Here is a 16,873-nt window from a genome sequence, read left to right as displayed (position 1 = left end):
ATCGGGTCCCGCCTGCCTTCGTTTGCACTGGAAGGCTGCCAATTGTGGCAGGTGGCGGAGAGGGACGGCGGGAGCCCCGTCCGTCAGCCGCGCAGGTCCGGCGGGAAGGCGCCGGCGGCCATGGCCTGGTGGACCACGGCGCCGCCGAGTTCGGCGAGGCGGGCGAGGCCTTCGGCGCCGAGGTGCTCGTACGGGGCGGCGTCGAGGCGGTCGGTGTCGGTCTCCAGCCGCTCGCGCAGGGCGGCGCCGTGCTCGGTGAGGGTGCCGTCCGCGTCGAGCACTCCGCGCGCGCGGAGCCGGTCCGCGGCGGCGTCCAGGTCCGCCTGGTCCCAGCCGCGGATGCGCTTGATCCACTTCGGGCTCATGCCCCTGCCGGTGGCGGTGTGGCTGAGGAGGGCCTCGACGGGGTCGAGTCCCGCGAGGAGCAGGGCGGCGAGGTGACCGTCCCCGCGGTGCTCGCGCAGCAGGGTCGTGGCGTGCCAGAGCCTCAGGTGGGGTTCCTCGGGGACGGGGAGGTCGGCGTGGGCGGCGTAGAGGACGCGGGCGTGCCGGGTGCAGCCCTCGGTGGCGCGCATCGCCAGGTCCGCGGCCTCGGCGAGTTCGGCGGAGCCCAGGGTCTCGGGGCCGAGCAGCCGGCGCAGGGTGGTGTCGGCGGCCCGCAGTCGGGCGGCGAGGACCTGTTCGGGTCCGGCGGTGTCCCAGACGGCGGGCAGGAACCGGGCGACGTGGTCGTGGCTGTAGTTGTAGAACGCGGCCGTCACGGACCCGGCCCCGACGGCGCCCATCGCCGCGGAGCGCTGGGCGAGGTTGACGGCGACGGGGTCGGTGATCCCCAGGGCGGCGAACTCCTTGGCGGTGTCCGGCGAGAAGTAGATCGTCGAGTGCAGCGGGTTGATGGCCGCGTGCCAACAATGCCGGGCCGCGAGCGGGGGAATCGTCATGCCGGGCAGGTTACCGACTGCTCAGTATGTCGGGAAGCCCTGCGCCCTCGCGGGCAGCCGACCCGCGATGCCTGCGGGCACACCCATCCGGCCCGTGGACGCCCACCCACCCCGCGGGGCGCAACCGGCCTTCGAGGCAAGGGAATCGGGGCGGAGCCCCGGACCGGGGAGCCGGGAGCGGAGCCGCCGGTTTCGGGAAGGGGCGGGGTGGGCGAAGGCCCCGCAGGCCCCCCGGCCCCCGGCATGGCCGGGCAAGGCGGGCAAGGACGGAGCGGGGCAGCGGGGTGGTTCCGGACGAGGATGCGGGGAAATCCGGCCGATCCACGGGGCCCGGCCGGGGGCTGCCCCGTGCCCGGCACCGCATCCGCCGGCCCGCGCCACCGCATCCACGGGCCCTGCTCCGGCGGTCGAACCGCAGGCCACGGCCCCGCGCCGGCGCAGCCCGCACCCGGCGGCACAGCCGGGGGCACCGTACCGCTCAGCGGAGCGTGACGGCCGAATGGCGATCGTGTGACAGCAGGGGCCATGGACATGACCTGATGCGCCACGCGTGAATACGGTCGGACGACAACAGCCGAACCAATCCGTCTCCCCTACCACTTGGAGCCATTCGTGCACCGCAAAGTCATCGCCCCGAGCGTGCTCGCCGCTTCCCTGCTGCTGGTGATCCCGGCATCCGCGGCGAGCTACGGTCCGGGCGCCCCGGGTATCGGCGATCCCTACTACCCGGCCAGCGGCAACGGCGGATACGACGTGTCGCACTACGACCTGCGCCTGCAGTACCAGCCGCAGACGGACCTGCTGGAGGGAACCGCCACCCTCCTCGCCACCGCCAAGCAGGACCTGTCCCGCTTCAACCTCGACTTCGGGCTCCAGGTCAGCGAGATCAGGGTCAACGGCGTCAAGGCCAAGTTCGCCACCTCCGGCGCCCAGGAGCTGGAGGTCACCCCCGCCAAGGCGGTCGCCCGCAACACCCCGCTCACCGTCGTCGTCAAGTACGCGGGCAAGCCCTCCGAGCTGAAGGTGGACGGCTGGACGGCCTGGCAGCGCACGCCCGACGGCGGTGTGGCCGCGCAGGAGCCCGACTCGGCGATCTGGTGGTTCCCGAGCAACGACCACCCGCTCGACAAGGCCACGTTCGACGTCTCCGTCAACGTCCCCGACGGCACCCAGGCCATCAGCAACGGCGTGCTCCAGTCGCAGACTTCTCGGCTCGGCTGGACCAGGTACAACTGGCGTTCCAACAAGCCCCAGGCCACCTACCTGGCCACCCTCGCCGTCGGCAAGTTCGACATCACCACCGACAAGACCGCGAGCGGACTTCCGATCCTCAACGCCTACAGCAAGGACCTCGGCGACAACGCGGGCGCGGCGCGCGCGAGCGTGGAGCGGACCGGCGAGGTCGCGGAGTGGCTGGAAGGGGTCTTCGGGCCGTACCCCTTCAACGCGCTCGGCGGCTACGTGCCGAACGTGACCGCCGGCTTCGCGCTGGAGACGCAGACCCGCCCCTTCTACGGGCCGCGCCAGTTCCAGAACGGCGCGAACGTCTCGGTGGTCGTGCACGAGCTGGCCCACCAGTGGTACGGCGACAGCGTCTCCGTGGACGGCTGGAAGGACATCTGGATCAACGAGGGCTTCGCCCGCTACAGCCAGTGGCTGTGGTCGGAGAAGGAGGGCGAGGGCACCGCGCAGGAGCTCGCCGACTGGGCGTACGGGCTGCGCCCGGCGGAGGACGCGTTCTGGCAGGTCAAGCCGGGCGACCCCGGTCCGGAGAACCAGTTCCACGGTGCCGTCTACGACCGTGGCGCCATCGCGCTCCAGGCACTGCGCAACCGCATCGGCGACGAGAAGTTCTTCGCGATCCTCAAGGGCTGGCCGACCGAGCGCGCCTACGGCAACGCGAAGGTCGCGGACTTCGTCTCGTACGCGGAGAAGGTCTCCGGGCAGCCCCTCGCGCAGCTCTTCCAGACCTGGCTGTACACCCCGGGCAAGCCGGACGCCTCGGCCCTGAACCCGACGGCTCCGAGTGCCTCCGCGCGCTCCTTCTCGGCCCCGGCCGCCAAGACCGAACCGAAGTCCTGGAAGAAGATCGCGGAGACGAACACGATCCACGAGCACACGGAGCACGCCGGGCGCTGAGTCCCGTCAGCGGGCGGCGGCGTGCCGGCGGGCGCGCGCCGCCCGCGCGATGGGCAGGTACCGCAGGCGCTCGGGCAGCAGGGGTACGAGGATCCGCGCGGCCGTGCTGAACCGGCGCAGCCGGCGCTCCTGGGTCCGGCTCCACTCCAGCCCGAGGACGGCCCGCGCCTCGGGCGGCATGTACCCGACGGTGACGAAGGCGCGGAAGCGCAGGAACGCGGCGCGCAGCGCCGGCCAGGTGAGCCGCAGCAGGAGCCGCGCGGCGGACGAGTCGACCTCGGGCCGGGGCAGCGGCACGTCGGTGGCGAGGAGCTCGCGGGCGACCTTGGTCGGCTCGATCTCCTCGGCCAGCATCCGGCCCCAGTACGTCCAGTACTCCTCGACGCTCTGCGGCATGTCCCGGTCGCGCAGGCCCAGGATCCGGCCGACCTGGAGCCATTCCCGGTAGAGCTGCCGCTCCTGCGCGGGGGTGAAGCGGCGCAGCAGGTAGCGCCCGGCGTAGAGGTAGATCGGGAAGCCGGTGGCGTGGACCCAGGCGTAGCAGGCCGGGTCGAGGGAGTGGTACGGGCGGCCGCGGGTGTCCGTGCCCCGGATGTCCTTGTGCAGGCGGCGCACCCGGCGGCCCTCTTCGGCGGCCTCCTCGCCGCCGTACACCCACAGCTGGACCGAGCGCAGGGAGCGTTCGCCGCGGCCCCAGGGGTCGGTGCGGAACACGGAGTACTGGTCGACGCCGGCCCCGATGGCCGGGTGCGCGACCTGGAGGGTGAAGGCGGCGGGCAGCATGAGCAGGGCCCGGACGTCGCCCGCGATGGTCCACAGCACGCCGCCGGGCGGGGGCGGCTCGGGCTCGGTCCGACCGCCGGGCGTCCGGTGCGTCCCGGCCCCGGAGACCGCCCGCCGCTCGGTCCCGTCCATGTGCTCCCCCAGGGTGTCGATCCCGCCGGTACCCAGTATGACCTGCGGACGGATCGGGCCGCCGAGCCCGATCCGTCGAGCGTCGCACGACACCCTTCGGGGCCCGGGTCGCCACCTTGTCGCGGGCCGGACAGAAAGTCGCTGCACGGGTGTTACCCAGAGGTAACCGCGGCTGCTTGGATGGCGGAGCCGATCTTCCCCCGCAGGAACGATGGAGTCCTCATGCTGTCTTCCCCCCGCCGTCACCGCGCCGCCGCCGCGGTCGTGGCCGCTATCGCCGCCGGCGCCCTGGCCGCCACCACCGCGCCCGCCGCCACGGCCGCGGAGAGCGCCACCGCGCCCCGGCTCAGCGTCCTGTCGTACAACGTGTTCCTGATGAGCAAGAACCTGTACCCGAACTGGGGCCAGGACCACCGGGCCGCGGAGATCCCGAAGGCCTCCTTCTTCCAGGGCCACGACGTGGTCGTGCTCCAGGAGGCCTTCGACAACGGCGCCTCGGACGCGCTCAGGGCCAACGCGGCCGCGCAGTACCCGTACGCGACCCCGGTCGTCGGCCGCAGCAAGAGCGGCTGGGACGCCACCGGCGGCTCGTACTCCTCCACCACCCCGGAGGACGGCGGCGTCATGGTGCTCAGCAAGTGGCCGATCATCCGCAAGGAGCAGGTGGTCTACAAGGACGCCTGCGGCGCCGACTGGTGGTCCAACAAGGGCTTCGCGTACGTGGTGCTGAACGTGAACGGCACCAAGGTGCACGTGGTCGGCACCCACGCCCAGTCCACGGACCCGGGCTGCGGCGCGGGCGAGGCGGCGGAGATGCGCGCCCGCCAGTTCCGCTCCATAGACGCGTTCCTGGACGGGAAGAACATCCCGGCGAACGAGCAGGTCATCGTGGCGGGCGACATGAACGTCGACTCGCGCACCCCGGAGCTCGCCTCCATGCTGGCCAACGCGGACCTGGCGCCCTCCGACACCCGGACGGGCCACCCGTACTCCTTCGACACCGCGCTGAACTCGATCGCCAACTACCGCTACCCGACGGACCCCCGCGAGGACCTGGACTACGTCCTGTACCGCAAGGGCAACGCCCGTCCGGCGGGCTGGGAGAACAACGTGGTCAAGGAGGAGTCGGCGCCCTGGACCGTCTCCAGCTGGGGCACCTCCTACACCTACACCAACCTCTCCGACCACTACCCGCTGATCGGCCGCTAGGCCGTCCCGTCCGGAAGCGAGGGGTGCGGCCCGGGCCCGCCGGATCGCACCCCCACCACCCCGCCGAGGCCTTCGCGGCCCGGCTACCGCTCCCCCGGAGCTCCGGCGTGCGTGGCGCACCACTCGGCGAACGGGCGCAGGGCCCGCCAGGACGTACGGACGCGGTCGAGGGCCTCGGGGGTGCCGACCCAGGGGTCGGGCGGCCAACCGCGGTGGGCGTAGATGCTGCGGTGGCGGAGCAGGTCGAGGCGGGGATGGTCGGCCGCGACGCCGCGCGGTCGGGTCTTCAGCCGCTCGCCCGCCCGCTCGAACCCGTCGGCCCGGAGGGTTTCGAGGATGGCGGCCAGTTCCTTGCCCGACCGGTCGGCGTCCACGGCGGCCCGATAGCGGGCGAGCTGTTCGCCGGAAGGGCCGTGGAGCCCGGCGGCGACCATGAGGCCGTCGGCGTCGACCGCGACGTAGTAGCCCTGTGAGGTGTGCGCGCCCTGCTGGGTCTTGTAGGGCGTCTTGTCGGCGGAGAACCGGACGTCGCGGTACGGGCGGAAGATCTTCGCCGGGCCGAACTCGGCTTCGAGCTCGGCGCACAGCTCTTGCATCGGCTCGCGGACGGCCGACTCGTACGTCTCCTTGTGCGCGGTCCAGAAGCTCTTGGAGTTGTCCGCGGTCAGAGCCTCGTAGAAGGCGAACGCCTCCTGGGGGAAACCGGAAAAGGCCATGACGCCAGTAGACACCGGCGGGCCGCGCCACGCAGCCCTCGGGTCGCCCGGCCCCGTCCGGTGGGCGGTGACCCACCCACCGGACTCGTCCACCCGGGTCACACGCGGTCGCGCGGCTCCTCGTACAGACCCTCGATCAGGTCCCCGTACTTCTCCCGGACCACCCGGCGGCGGAGCTTCAGCGACGGGGTCAGCTCGCCCGTCTCGGGGCCCCACTCCTCCGTCAGCAGCCGGTACTTCTTGATCTGTTCGGTCCGGTTCAGTCTCGCGTTGGCCGCCTCGACGGCGCGGGCGATCTCCTCCCGGACGGCCGGGTGCCCGGCGAGCTCGCCGGGCGAGGCGGCCTCGATGCCCCTGGCCGCCGCCCACACCGGGGCGAGTTCCGCGTCCAGGACCAGCAGGGCGACCAGGTAGGAACGGCCGTCGCCGTGCACCAGTGCCTGGCCGATCAGCGGGTGCTCCTTGACCGTGTTCTCCACCAGGGCCGGCGAGACGTTCTTGCCGTTCGAGGTGATGATCAGTTCCTTCTTGCGGTCGGTGATCCAGAGGAACCCGTCCTCGTCGAGCCGGCCGATGTCCCCGGTCGGGAACCAGCCCTCGGCGTCGGCGGCGGCGTCCACCGATCCGTCGGGGCGCAGGTAGCCGGCGAAGACGGTCTCGCCGCGGGTGAGGACCTCTCCGTCCTCGGCGAGCCTCAACTCCAGCCCCTCGATCGCGCGGCCCACCGAGCCGAGCCGGAAGCCGTCCGGGCTGTTGACCGTGCACACGCCCGAGGTTTCGGTGAGCCCCCAGGCGTCCATGATGGTGATCCCCCAACCGGCCCAGAAGCGCACCACGTCGAGGGGCATGGGCGCGGTGGCGCTGGCCGTCCAGACCAGCCGGTCCAGGCCCGCGAGGCGCAGCAGCGGGTCCAGGACCTGTTCCTTGGCCTGCGCGTACGAGGCTTCGAGTGCGGCCGGGACCTCCTCGGCCCGCTCCTTGTGGCCGGCCCGGGCGCGGGCCAGGTCGCCCGCGGCCTCGATGGCCCGCCGCTGCTCCTCGGGGAGCTGCGCGAGGACGGCCCGTACGGAGGCGGCGAGCTTCTCCCAGACCCGGGGCACTCCGAAGAACTGCACGGGGTGCAGCTCTCGGACGGCGGCCGAGACGGCGGTCGGGTCCGCGCACAGCCGGACGTGGGCGGCGCGCAGCAGGGGCAGGTAGATCCCGAGGACGCGCTCGGCGATGTGCGCGAAGGGCAGGTAGCAGATGTGCTCGGCGTGCTCGGGCAACTCGACGTGCCGGTCGAGGCGGACGGCCTGGAGCACGAGGTTGCGGTGGGTGAGGCGGACGCCCTTGGGGTCGCCGGTGGTGCCCGAGGTGTAGACGACGGTCAGCGGGTCCTCGGGGGCGGTGTCCTGCCAGGCCTTCTCGAAGGCCTCGGCGGAGTGCAGCCGGGCGCCGCTCGCGTACAGGGACCCGTAGGTCCGGTGCGGGCCCGCCTCGGCGGGTTCGGCGACGACCAGGCGCTCCAGGGGCGTGTCGGCGTCGGCCAGCAGCGGCTCCCACCGGGCCAGTTCCCGGGCGCCCTCGACGACGGCGATCCTGGCCCGGCTGTGGCGGGCGATGTGGGCGATCTGCTCGGGCGCGGAGGTCCCGTACACGGTGACGGGGACGGCGCCGAGGTGGACGAGGGCGAGGTCGCTGAGCCAGTGCTCGGGGCGGTTGCCCATCATCATCAGGACGTGCTCGTCGCGCTCGACGCCGAGGGCGGCGTAGCCGGAGGCGAGGACGGCCACCTTGCGGCGGGCCTCGCTCCAGGTGAGGGTCTCCCAGCCGTCGCCCGAGCGCCACGAGAGGGCCGGCAGGTCCCCGTGTTCGGCGGCGTTGCGGGCCAGCAGGGCGGGGAAGGTGATCTCTTCGGGTCGTCCGGGCAGTCGCAGGTTCGTGGTCATGGGCAGCTCCTGGCCGTTTCACATCGTTGGTGCGACAGCAATACTGTTGAACCCAAGCTGTGGAGCAGAGAGCGAGGCGCAGACGATGGCCGACCAGGCACCCGAGCCGACGCTCACCGTCGACGAGCTGGCGGCCCGGGCGGGCGTCACCGTGCGCACCGTACGGTTCTACAGCACGCGCGGGCTTTTGCCCCCTCCCGTGATCGGACCTCGTCGCGTGGGCCACTACGGGCCGGAGCACCTGTCCCGGCTGGCCCTGATCGAGGAGCTCCAGCACCAGGGGATGACGCTGTCGGCCTGCCGGCGCTATCTGGAGGCCCTGCCGGACGATCTGAGCGCGCACGACCTGGCGATCCACCGGGCGATGGTGGCGAGTTGGGCCCCGGACGCGGCGCAGGAGGTGTCGCGGGCGGACCTGGAGAAGCGGGCCGGGCGGACCCTGTCGGATTCCGACGTGCGCAGGCTGACGGCGATGAACGTGCTCGCGGCCTCGGGCGACGGGTTCCGGGTGGACGTGGGGCTGCTGCGGCTGGGGGTCGCGCTGCTCGACGTACCGATCGCGCACGAGACGATCCTGGCGGCGCGCACGGTGCTGATGGACCACGCCCGGTCGGCGGCGCACGAGCTGACGGCGCTGTTCCGGGACGAGGTGTGGCGGCCGTTCACGGAGGGCGAGAGCGATCCGGAGCGGGTGGAGTCGATGAAGGCACTGTCGGCGCACATGCAGCCGATGGTCGTGCAGGCCCTGGTGACGGCCTTCCAGCGGTCCCTGCGGGAGGAGCTGCGGGCCGCTTTCGAATCCGGCGAGCGGTAGGTCGTCTCCTTCGGATCGTGCCGGGCTCGGGTCGGGCGATATCCGCACGAGGCGGGCTGGGCACCGGCGCGGTCTCACCGCGCGGGGCCCGGTCGTACTGGGTACCGTGAAGGGGAAGCTCCGTGCCGGGCCGGTCCACCCCTGAGCAGTTCACGATCGCCTTCGTGAGGGAGCTCGTACTCATGGACCTCAACACCATCACCGAAGTCGTCCGGCGGCCGGCGGACCGGCCGGGCTCCGACTGGCACGACGGGGACGCCTGGCTCGCGGGCGGCACCTGGCTGTTCTCGACCGAGCAGCCCGACCTGCGGCGGCTGGTCGACCTGACGTCGCTGGCCTGGGACCCCCTCGTGCCGAGCGACGCCGGTCTGGAGATCGGTGCCACGTGCACCGTCCGCGACCTGTACGCCTTCGCGCCGCCGGCCGAGTGGACCGCGGGCACCCTCATCCCGATGGCCTGCGAGGCGTTCCTGTCGTCCTTCAAGGTCTGGAACGCGGCGACCGTCGGCGGGAACATCTGCATGTCGCTGCCGGCCGGTCCGATGATCACGCTCACGGTCGCGCTGGAGGCACGGTACGAGCTGTGGGCGGCCGACGGGTCCGTACGCACCGTCGACGCCCTGGACTTCGTGACCGGGAACAACCGCAACGTCCTGGCGCCCGGGGAGATCCTGCGCCGCATCGACATCCCGGCCCACGCCCTGCGCAAACGCGCCGCGCACCGCCGGTTCACCCTGACCCACCTGGGCCGCTCGACCGTGTTCCTCATCGGCACGCACACGCCCGGAACGAGCAATCTGCTGCTCACCGTCACCGCGGGCACCACGCGGCCGGTGCGGTTCGCCTTCGACAGCATGCCCGATGCCGACACCCTGCGGGAGAGCATCGACGCCATACCCGCCGACGTGTGGTTCGCCGACCCCAACGGGACACCCGACCACCGTCGCCACCTGACGCGGCACTTCGCCGAAGAGATCCGCGGTGAAATCATCGCTGGGGGCCCGGCATGACCTACCTCGTGAACGGACAGGACTTCGACGCGGAGCCCGAACCCGGCCAGTGCCTGCGCACGTTCCTGCGCGCGCTCGGTCACTTCGGCGTCAAGAAGGGCTGCGACGCCGGCGACTGCGGCGCCTGCACCGTCTGGCTGGACGGCGTTCCGGTGCACAGCTGCATCACCCCGGCCTTCCGCGCGGAGGGCCGTGAGGTGACCACGATCGAGGGGCTCGGATCTCCCGGCGACCTGCATCCCGTGCAGCAGCGGTTCCGGGACGCCCCCGGCTTCCAGTGCGGCTTCTGCACCGCGGGGATGATCATGACCTCGGCGACCTTCACCGAGGAGCAGAAGGCCGACCTGCCCCGGTCGCTGAAGGGCAACCTCTGCCGCTGCACCGGCTACCGGGGGATCGAGGACGCCGTCAAGGGCGTCGCCCACGTGCAGACGGCCGCCCCGGGCAAGGCCGTCGGCAAGAGCGTCGGCGCCCCCGCCGCCGAGGACGTGGTGACCGGCCGGGCCGAGTTCACGATGGACACCCGGATGGAAGGGATGCTGCACCTCAAGGTGCTGCACTCGCCGCACGCCCACGCCCGGATCGTGTCGATCGACAAGACCGCCGCACTCGCGGTCCCCGGTGTGCAGCGCGTCTACACCTGGCAGGACGTGCCGCGCAGGCGGTTCACCACGGCGATCCACACCGACCACCTCGTCGATCCGGACGACACGTACATCCTCGACGACGTCGTCCGCTTCGCCGGACAGCGCGTCGCCGTCGTCGTCGCCGACACGGTGGGGGCCGCGGAGGAGGGCTGCCGCAGGCTGGTCGTCGAGTACGAGGTGCTGCCGGCGGTCTTCGACCCCGAGGAGGCCATGGCGGACGGGGCGCCCCAACTGCACGATTCGCCCGACCCGTTCGTGAGGGACTCCGTCCACAACCTCCTGGTGGAGCTCCACTCGCACATCGGTGACGTCGACGCGGGGTTCGCGGCGGCCGACGTGATCCACGAGGGCACCTACTTCTCCCCGCGCGTGCAGCACGCCCACCTGGAGACCCACGGCTCGATCGCGTGGATGGAGGACGGCCGGCTGAACGTGCGCACCAGCTCGCAGTCGCCGTCGATCGCCAAGGTCAAACTGGCCTACCTGTTCGCGCTGCGCCCCGACCAGCTCCGCGTCTTCTGCAAGCGCGTCGGCGGCGGTTTCGGCGGCAAGCAGGAGGTCATCTCCGAGGACCTGGTCGCCCTCGCCGCCTTGGACACCGGGAAGCCCGTCTGCTTCGAGTTCACGCGCGAGGAGGAGTTCACCACCGCCTCGCCCCGGCACCCGATGAAGCTGACCGTCAAGCTCGGCGCGAAGAACGACGGCACGCTCACGGCCTTCCAGGTCCGCAACGTCTCCAACACGGGCGCGTACGGCAACCACGGCGGGGAGACCCTGTACGCGGGCGGCGCCGCCGTCATGCTCTACCGCTGCCCCAACAAGAAGTACGACGCCTACTCCGTCTACACCAACACCGTTCCGAGCGGCGCCCTGCGCGGGTACGGGATGACCCAGCCGGCCTTCGCCGTGGAGTGCGCGATGGACGAACTGGCCCTCGCCCTCCACATGGATCCGCTCGAACTGCGCCGCCGCAACATCGTGCGCCCCGGCGATTCGCTCGTCGCGCTGCACGACGGCCCGGACGACGTGATGTTCAACGAGGACGGGCTCGCCAAGTGCATCGACCTCGTGGCCGGCGAGCTGGCCCGGACGGCCGACCAGCCCTCCCCCGGCCCCGGGTGGCTCGTGGGGACCGGCGTGGCGAGCTCCATGCACGAGACCGCTCCCCCGACCGAGCACATCTCCGAGGCCTGGGTCACGCTCGGCGACGACCTGGTCTACGAACTCGCCATCGGCACCGTCGAGTTCGGCGAGGGCACCTCGACCGCGCACGTGCAGATCGCGGCCAACCAGCTGGGTACGACACCGTCCCGTATCCGCCTGGTGCAGTCGGACACCGACCGCACGGGGTTCGACACCGGCGCCTTCGCAAGTGCGGGACTGTTCGTGGCGGGCAACGCCGTCCTCCGGGCGGCGGGCGCCGTGCGCGACCGCATCCTGGAGTTCGCCGCCGCGGAGACGGGTGTCCACGTCGTGATGTGCTCGATGGACGACGAGCACGTCATGTGCGGGGACGACCGCGTGCCCCTGGCCGACCTCGTCGCCGTGGCCCGGGAGCGCGGGATCCGGTTCACCGCCGCCCGCAAGGCCTACGGCTCGCCCCGCAGCGTCACCTCCAACACGCAGGGGTTCCGCATCGCCGTCCACCGGGTGACGGGCGAGATCCGCATCCTGTACAGCGTCCACGCGGCCGACGCGGGCGTGCTCATCAACCCGGAGCAGGTGCGCGGCCAGGTGGACGGCGGCGTCGCCCAGGGCATCGGATTCGCGCTGACCGAGAACTTCATGGTCGACGCGGACGGGGTCATGGCCAACCCGAACCTGCGCAACTACCGGATCCCCACCTACGCCGACGTCCCCCGCACCGACCTGCTCCTGGTGAGTTCCTCCGACTCGGTCGGGGCCATGCACTCGAAGGGGATGGCGGAGTGCTGCATCAACCCGGTGGCGCCCGCGCTGGCGAACGCGCTGCGCGACGCCACGGGAGTCCGCTACCGCGAACTGCCCCTCACCCCGGAGCGGATCTACAGCCGGCTCGGTGAGAGCCAGTCGGCCCGGTCCGGCCCGAGACGATGACCACCGGGCAGCAGGCGGACGCGGCCGCCACCGTCATCATCGGCCACCGGATCCGGCCCGGCATGGACCGGGAGTACGAGAGGTGGCAGGAGGGCGTCAACGCCGCGGCCTCCCGCTACGCCGGGCACCTGGGCGCCGAGGTGACCCCGCCGACGGAACTGCAGCCAGACTGGGTCGTCGTCTACCGGTTCGACTCGATCGCCCATCTGCAGGCCTGGATGAACGGCGCGACCCGCCAGCGGCTCCTCGACATCGGGGAGAAGTTCTTCGACGGGCCCGGAACGCAGCAGGTGATCAGTGGCGGCAGCCGGCCCACGGACCCGCTGGTGACGGTGGTGGTGACCCACCGGGTCCACCCGGACCAGGTCGACGACTTCCTCCAGTGGCAGCGCCGGATGAGCGAGGAGGAGGGCAGGTTCCCGGGCTTCCGCGGCACGGAGATCTTCCGCCCGATCGAAGGCCTCCAGGACGAGTGGACCACCCTGTACCGCTACGACAACGCCGAACACCTCGACGCGTGGCTGACGTCGGACGCGCGGCGGCAGATGCTCGCCGAAGGGGAGAAGTTCCACGACTTCAGACTGCACAAGATCGAGAACTCGTTCGGCAGTTGGTTCGCCTTCGAGGAGAACGGCAAGGAGGCACCGCCACCGTCGGAGACGAAGACCGCCATCGCGGTCTGGGTGGGCCTCTACCCGACCGTCGTCCTGCTCGCGCTCGCCCTGTCCCCGCTGAAGCTGCCGATCTGGATCGGGTTGCTCATCGGCAACCTGCTGTCGAGCCTCGCCATGAGCTTCTTCACGATGCCGTACTACGTGAACCGGCTGCTCAAGCGGTGGCTGTGGCCCGCGCCGGACGCACCGCCGCTGCGGACCAACCTCGTCGGACTCGGCATCGTCGCGGCGGCGCTCGGGTTCTGGGCGATCGTCTTCTACCTCGTCACCCGGCAGTTCTGGACGCTGCCCTGACCGATGGGTCCCCGGAACGGAAAGGCGGGCCGGGAAGGAACCGGCCCGCCTTCCGCGTGCACCGCGCTAGTCGGAGTACGTCTCGCCCCGGCCGGCCTTCTCCACCAGGGAGGCCGGCGGGGTGAAGCGCTCCCCGTACTGCGCGGCGAGCTCGCGGGCCCGGGCCACGAAGCCGGGCAGGCCGCCCTCGTAACCGTTGATGTACTGGATCACGCCGCCGGTCCAGGCCGGGAAGCCGATGCCCATGATCGAGCCGATGTTGGCGTCGGCGATCGAGGTGAGGACCCCCTCGTCGAGGCAGCGGACGGTGTCCAGGGCCTCGGAGAAGAGCATCCGCTCCTTCATGTCCTCGAACGGGATCTCCGCGTCCGGCTTGGCGAAGTGCTCGCGCAGGCCCGGCCAGATGCGGGTGCGCTTGCCGCTCTCGTCGTACTCGTAGAAGCCGCCGCCGCCGCTGCGGCCGGGGCGGCCGAAGTCGTCGACCATGCGGTCGATGACGGTGTCGGCGGGGTGCTCGGACCACGCCCGGCCTTCGGCCTCGAAGGCCTTGCGGGTCTCGTTGCGGATCTTGCGCGGGAGGGTGAGGGTGAGCTCGTCCATCAGCGAGAGGACCTTGGCCGGGTACCCGGCCTGGGCCGCGGCCTGCTCGATCGAGGCGGGCTCGATGCCCTCGCCGACCATCGCCACGCCCTCGTTGATGAACTGGCCGATGACGCGCGAGGTGAAGAAGCCGCGCGAGTCGTTGACCACGATCGGGGTCTTGTTGATCTGGCGGACCAGGTCGAAGGCGCGGGCGATGGCCTCGTCGCCGGTCCGCTCCCCCTTGATGATCTCGACGAGCGGCATCTTGTCGACGGGCGAGAAGAAGTGCAGCCCGATGAAGTCGACGGGCCGCGAAACGCCCTCCGCCAGGCCCGTGATGGGCAGCGTGGAGGTGTTGGAGCAGAGCAGCGCGTCGGGAGCGACGACGTCCTGGATCTCCTGGAACACCTTGTGCTTGAGGGCGGTGTCCTCGAAGACGGCCTCGATGACGGCGTCGCAGCCCGCCAGGTCGGCGGCGTCGGAGGTCGGCGTGATGCGGGCGAGCAGCTCGGTGCGCTGGGCCTCGGTGGTGCGGCCGCGGGAGACCGCCTTGTCGAGCAGCTTCTCGGAGTACGCCTTGCCCTTGGCGGCGGCCTCGGCGGTGACGTCCTTGAGGACCACCTCGATGCCCGCGCGGGCACAGGAGTAGGCGATGCCCGCGCCCATCATGCCGGCGCCGAGCACGGCCACCTTGGTGACCTTGCGCGGGGCGATGCCCTGCGGGCGGCTGCGGCCCGCGTTGACGGCCTGGAGGTCGAAGAAGAACGCCTGGATCATGTTCTTCGCGGTCTGCCCGGTGACCAGCTCGGTGAAGTAGCGGGCCTCGATGGTCAGCGCGGTCTCGAAGTCCACCTGCGCGCCCTCGACGGCGCAGGCGAGGATGTTGCGCGGCGCCGGGTACGGGGCCCCGTTCAGCTGCTTCTTCAGGCTGGCCGGGAAGGCCGGGAGGTTGGCGGCGAACCGCGGGTTGGACGGCGTACCGCCCGGGATCTTGTAGCCGGGGACGTCCCAGGGCTGCTTCGACTCGGGGTTCGCGTCGATGAAGGCGCGGGCCTTGGCCAGCATCTCCTCGGGGGTCGCGGCCAGTTCGTGGACGAGGCCGTTGTCCAGGGCGCGCTTCGGGTTGTACTGGGTGCCCTGGAGCAGCACCTTGAGCAGCGCGTCGGCGATGCCCATGAGGCGGACGGTGCGGGTGACGCCGCCGCCGGCCGGGAGCAGGCCGAGGGTGACCTCGGGCAGGCCGATCTTGGAGCCGGGGGCGTCGAGCGCCACGCGGTGGTGGGAGGCCAGGCAGATCTCGTAACCGCCGCCGAGGGCCGTGCCGTTGATCGCGGCGACGACGGGCTTGCCGAGGGTCTCGATGCGGCGCAGCGAGCTCTTGATGGCGGTGCCGGTGTCGAAGGCCAGCTGCGCGTCCTCGGGGCGCAGCCGGATCATGTCCTTGAGGTCGCCGCCCGCGAAGAAGGTCTTCTTGGCGGAGGTGTAGATGATGCCGCGGATGGAGTCCTTCTCGGCCTCGGCGCGGTCGGCGACGGCCGCGATGGAGTCCTTGAAGGCCTGGTTCATCGTGTTCGCGGACTGGTCGGGGTCGTCGAGGATCAGGGTGACGACGCCGGTCTCGTCCTGTTCCCAGCGGATCGTGGTGGACTCGCTCATGTTCGCTACTTCCGTGTCAGAGAGGAGGTCTGGGGGGATACAGGACGCCGGTCAGAGCCGCTCGACGACGGTGGCGACGCCCATGCCGCCGCCGACGCAGAGGGTGACGAGCCCGTAGCGCTTGTCCTGGCGCTCCAGTTCGTCGACGATCGTGCCGAGGATCATGGCGCCGGTGGCGCCGAGCGGGTGGCCGAGCGCGATGGCGCCGCCGTTGACGTTGACCTTGTCGAGGGAGACGCCCATGTCCTTGACGAAGCGCAGGACGACTCCGGCGAAGGCCTCGTTGATCTCGATCAGGTCGATGTCGTCGATGGTCAGCCCGGCCTTGGCGAGGGCCTTGCGGGTGGCGGGGGCGGGGCCGGTGAGCATGATGGTGGGCTCGGAGCCGGACACGGCGGCCGAGACGATCCGGGCGCGGGGCGTCAGCCCGTTCCGCTCTCCCGCCTCCCGGGAGCCGATGGCGACGAGCGAGGCGCCGTCGACGATGCCGGAGGAGTTGCCGGCGTGGTGGACGTGGTCGATCTTCTCGATCCAGTGGTACTTCTGCAGGGCCACCGCGTCGAAGCCGCCCAGCTCTCCGATGTCGGCGAAGGAGGGCTTCAGCTTGGCGAGCGTGTCGGCGGTGGTCCCCGGGCGGACGAACTCGTCGTGGTCGAGGACGACGAGGCCGTTGCGGTCGGTGACCGGTACGACGGACCTGGCGAAGCGGCCGTCCTTGATGGCCTCCGCCGCCCGCTCCTGGGAGAGGGCCGCGTACTCGTCCACGTCGCGCCGGGAGAAGCCCTCGATGGTGGCGATCAGGTCGGCGCCGATGCCCTGCGGGACGAAGTTGACGTCCCAGTTGGTCATCGGGTCGTTGAACCAGGCGCCGCCGTCGGAGGCCATCGGGACGCGGGACATCGACTCGACGCCGCCGGCCAGGACGAGGTCCTCCCAGCCGGAGCGGACCTTGGCCGCGGCCATGTTGACGGCCTCCAGGCCGGAGGCGCAGAAGCGGTTCTCCTGTACGCCGGCCACCGTGTCCGGGAGGCCTGCGGCGATGGCCGCGATCCGGGCGATGTCGGAGCCCTGGTCGCCGACCGGGCCGACGACGCCGAGCACGATGTCGTCGATGGTGCCGGGGTCGAGGCCGGGGTTGCGCTCGCGCAGGGCGTCGATGAGGCCGACGACCAGGTCGATCGGCTTGGTGCCGTGCAGGGCGCCGTTGGCCTTGCCGCGGCCGCGCGGGGTGCGGATCGCGTCGTACACGTACGCTTCGGTGCTCACTGG

The 16,873-nt window shown here is 71.6% G+C and carries 12 protein-coding genes; 6 read left to right on the top strand and 6 right to left on the bottom strand.

The window, feature by feature from the left end; genetic code table 11:
• Positions 1–83: 83 nt before the first annotated feature.
• Entirely contained in the window at positions 84–941 is an 858-nt protein-coding gene (locus tag ACFYZL_RS08500; RefSeq protein ID WP_384752102.1) for a hypothetical protein, read from the bottom strand.
• A 612-nt stretch (positions 942–1,553) separates the two neighbouring features.
• Here ACFYZL_RS08500 and ACFYZL_RS08495 point away from each other — a divergent pair.
• The gene (locus ACFYZL_RS08495) at positions 1,554–3,080 is read left to right on the top strand and encodes a M1 family metallopeptidase (RefSeq protein ID WP_388677250.1); all 1,527 of its coding nucleotides are present in this window, start codon (positions 1,554–1,556) and stop codon (positions 3,078–3,080) included.
• Between the two features lie 6 nt (positions 3,081–3,086).
• On the opposite strand, the gene ACFYZL_RS08490 is transcribed toward ACFYZL_RS08495, so the two are convergent.
• Positions 3,087–3,995, bottom strand: coding sequence for an oxygenase MpaB family protein (locus ACFYZL_RS08490; RefSeq protein ID WP_388677247.1), 909 nt, complete (start codon positions 3,993–3,995; stop codon positions 3,087–3,089).
• Between the two features lie 222 nt (positions 3,996–4,217).
• Between ACFYZL_RS08490 and sph the strand changes: the two genes are divergently transcribed.
• Positions 4,218–5,204 carry a sphingomyelin phosphodiesterase gene (sph, locus tag ACFYZL_RS08485; protein ID WP_384752111.1) on the top strand — a complete coding sequence of 329 codons (987 nt, stop codon included), beginning with the start codon at positions 4,218–4,220 and terminating at the stop codon, positions 5,202–5,204.
• Between the two features lie 83 nt (positions 5,205–5,287).
• Here sph and ACFYZL_RS08480 read toward each other — a convergent pair whose 3' ends face one another.
• Both ACFYZL_RS08480 and ACFYZL_RS08475 read right to left on the bottom strand, forming a co-directional pair.
• Positions 5,288–5,920, bottom strand: coding sequence for a DUF2461 domain-containing protein (locus tag ACFYZL_RS08480; RefSeq protein WP_384752114.1), 633 nt, complete (start codon positions 5,918–5,920; stop codon positions 5,288–5,290).
• Between the two features lie 98 nt (positions 5,921–6,018).
• Positions 6,019–7,851: an AMP-dependent synthetase/ligase gene (locus ACFYZL_RS08475; protein ID WP_388677243.1), complete on the bottom strand. Its 1,833-nt coding sequence runs from the start codon at positions 7,849–7,851 to the stop codon at positions 6,019–6,021.
• Between the two features lie 85 nt (positions 7,852–7,936).
• Between ACFYZL_RS08475 and ACFYZL_RS08470 the strand changes: the two genes are divergently transcribed.
• From ACFYZL_RS08470 to ACFYZL_RS08455, 4 genes are all read left to right on the top strand, one after another.
• Complete coding sequence (locus tag ACFYZL_RS08470; protein ID WP_384752118.1) at positions 7,937–8,665, top strand: MerR family transcriptional regulator; 729 nt, start codon at positions 7,937–7,939, stop codon at positions 8,663–8,665.
• A gap of 182 nt (positions 8,666–8,847) precedes the next feature.
• Positions 8,848–9,675: an FAD binding domain-containing protein gene (locus ACFYZL_RS08465; RefSeq protein WP_384752146.1), complete on the top strand. Its 828-nt coding sequence runs from the start codon at positions 8,848–8,850 to the stop codon at positions 9,673–9,675.
• A complete protein-coding gene (locus tag ACFYZL_RS08460) occupies positions 9,672–12,398 on the top strand; it encodes a molybdopterin-dependent oxidoreductase (RefSeq protein WP_384752121.1) in 2,727 nt (908 codons plus the stop codon). Before ACFYZL_RS08465 ends, ACFYZL_RS08460 begins: the two co-directional genes overlap by 4 nt.
• Positions 12,395–13,366, top strand: a complete 972-nt coding sequence (locus ACFYZL_RS08455; protein WP_388677239.1) for an antibiotic biosynthesis monooxygenase — start codon at positions 12,395–12,397, stop codon at positions 13,364–13,366. Before ACFYZL_RS08460 ends, ACFYZL_RS08455 begins: the two co-directional genes overlap by 4 nt.
• Before the next feature lie 66 nt (positions 13,367–13,432).
• On the opposite strand, the gene ACFYZL_RS08450 is transcribed toward ACFYZL_RS08455, so the two are convergent.
• Positions 13,433–15,604: a 3-hydroxyacyl-CoA dehydrogenase NAD-binding domain-containing protein gene (locus ACFYZL_RS08450; RefSeq protein ID WP_384752127.1), complete on the bottom strand. Its 2,172-nt coding sequence runs from the start codon at positions 15,602–15,604 to the stop codon at positions 13,433–13,435.
• 51 nt (positions 15,605–15,655) lie between these two features.
• Positions 15,656–16,870: an acetyl-CoA C-acetyltransferase gene (locus ACFYZL_RS08445; protein WP_384752129.1), complete on the bottom strand. Its 1,215-nt coding sequence runs from the start codon at positions 16,868–16,870 to the stop codon at positions 15,656–15,658.
• Positions 16,871–16,873 lie beyond the last annotated feature (3 nt).

The sequence above is a fragment of the Streptomyces sp. NPDC001717 genome, from assembly GCF_042892775.1.
GTDB lineage: Bacteria > Actinomycetota > Actinomycetes > Streptomycetales > Streptomycetaceae > Streptomyces.
Note: the sequence above shows the minus strand (reverse complement) of the source record. Positions and strands in the feature narration are given on the sequence as shown.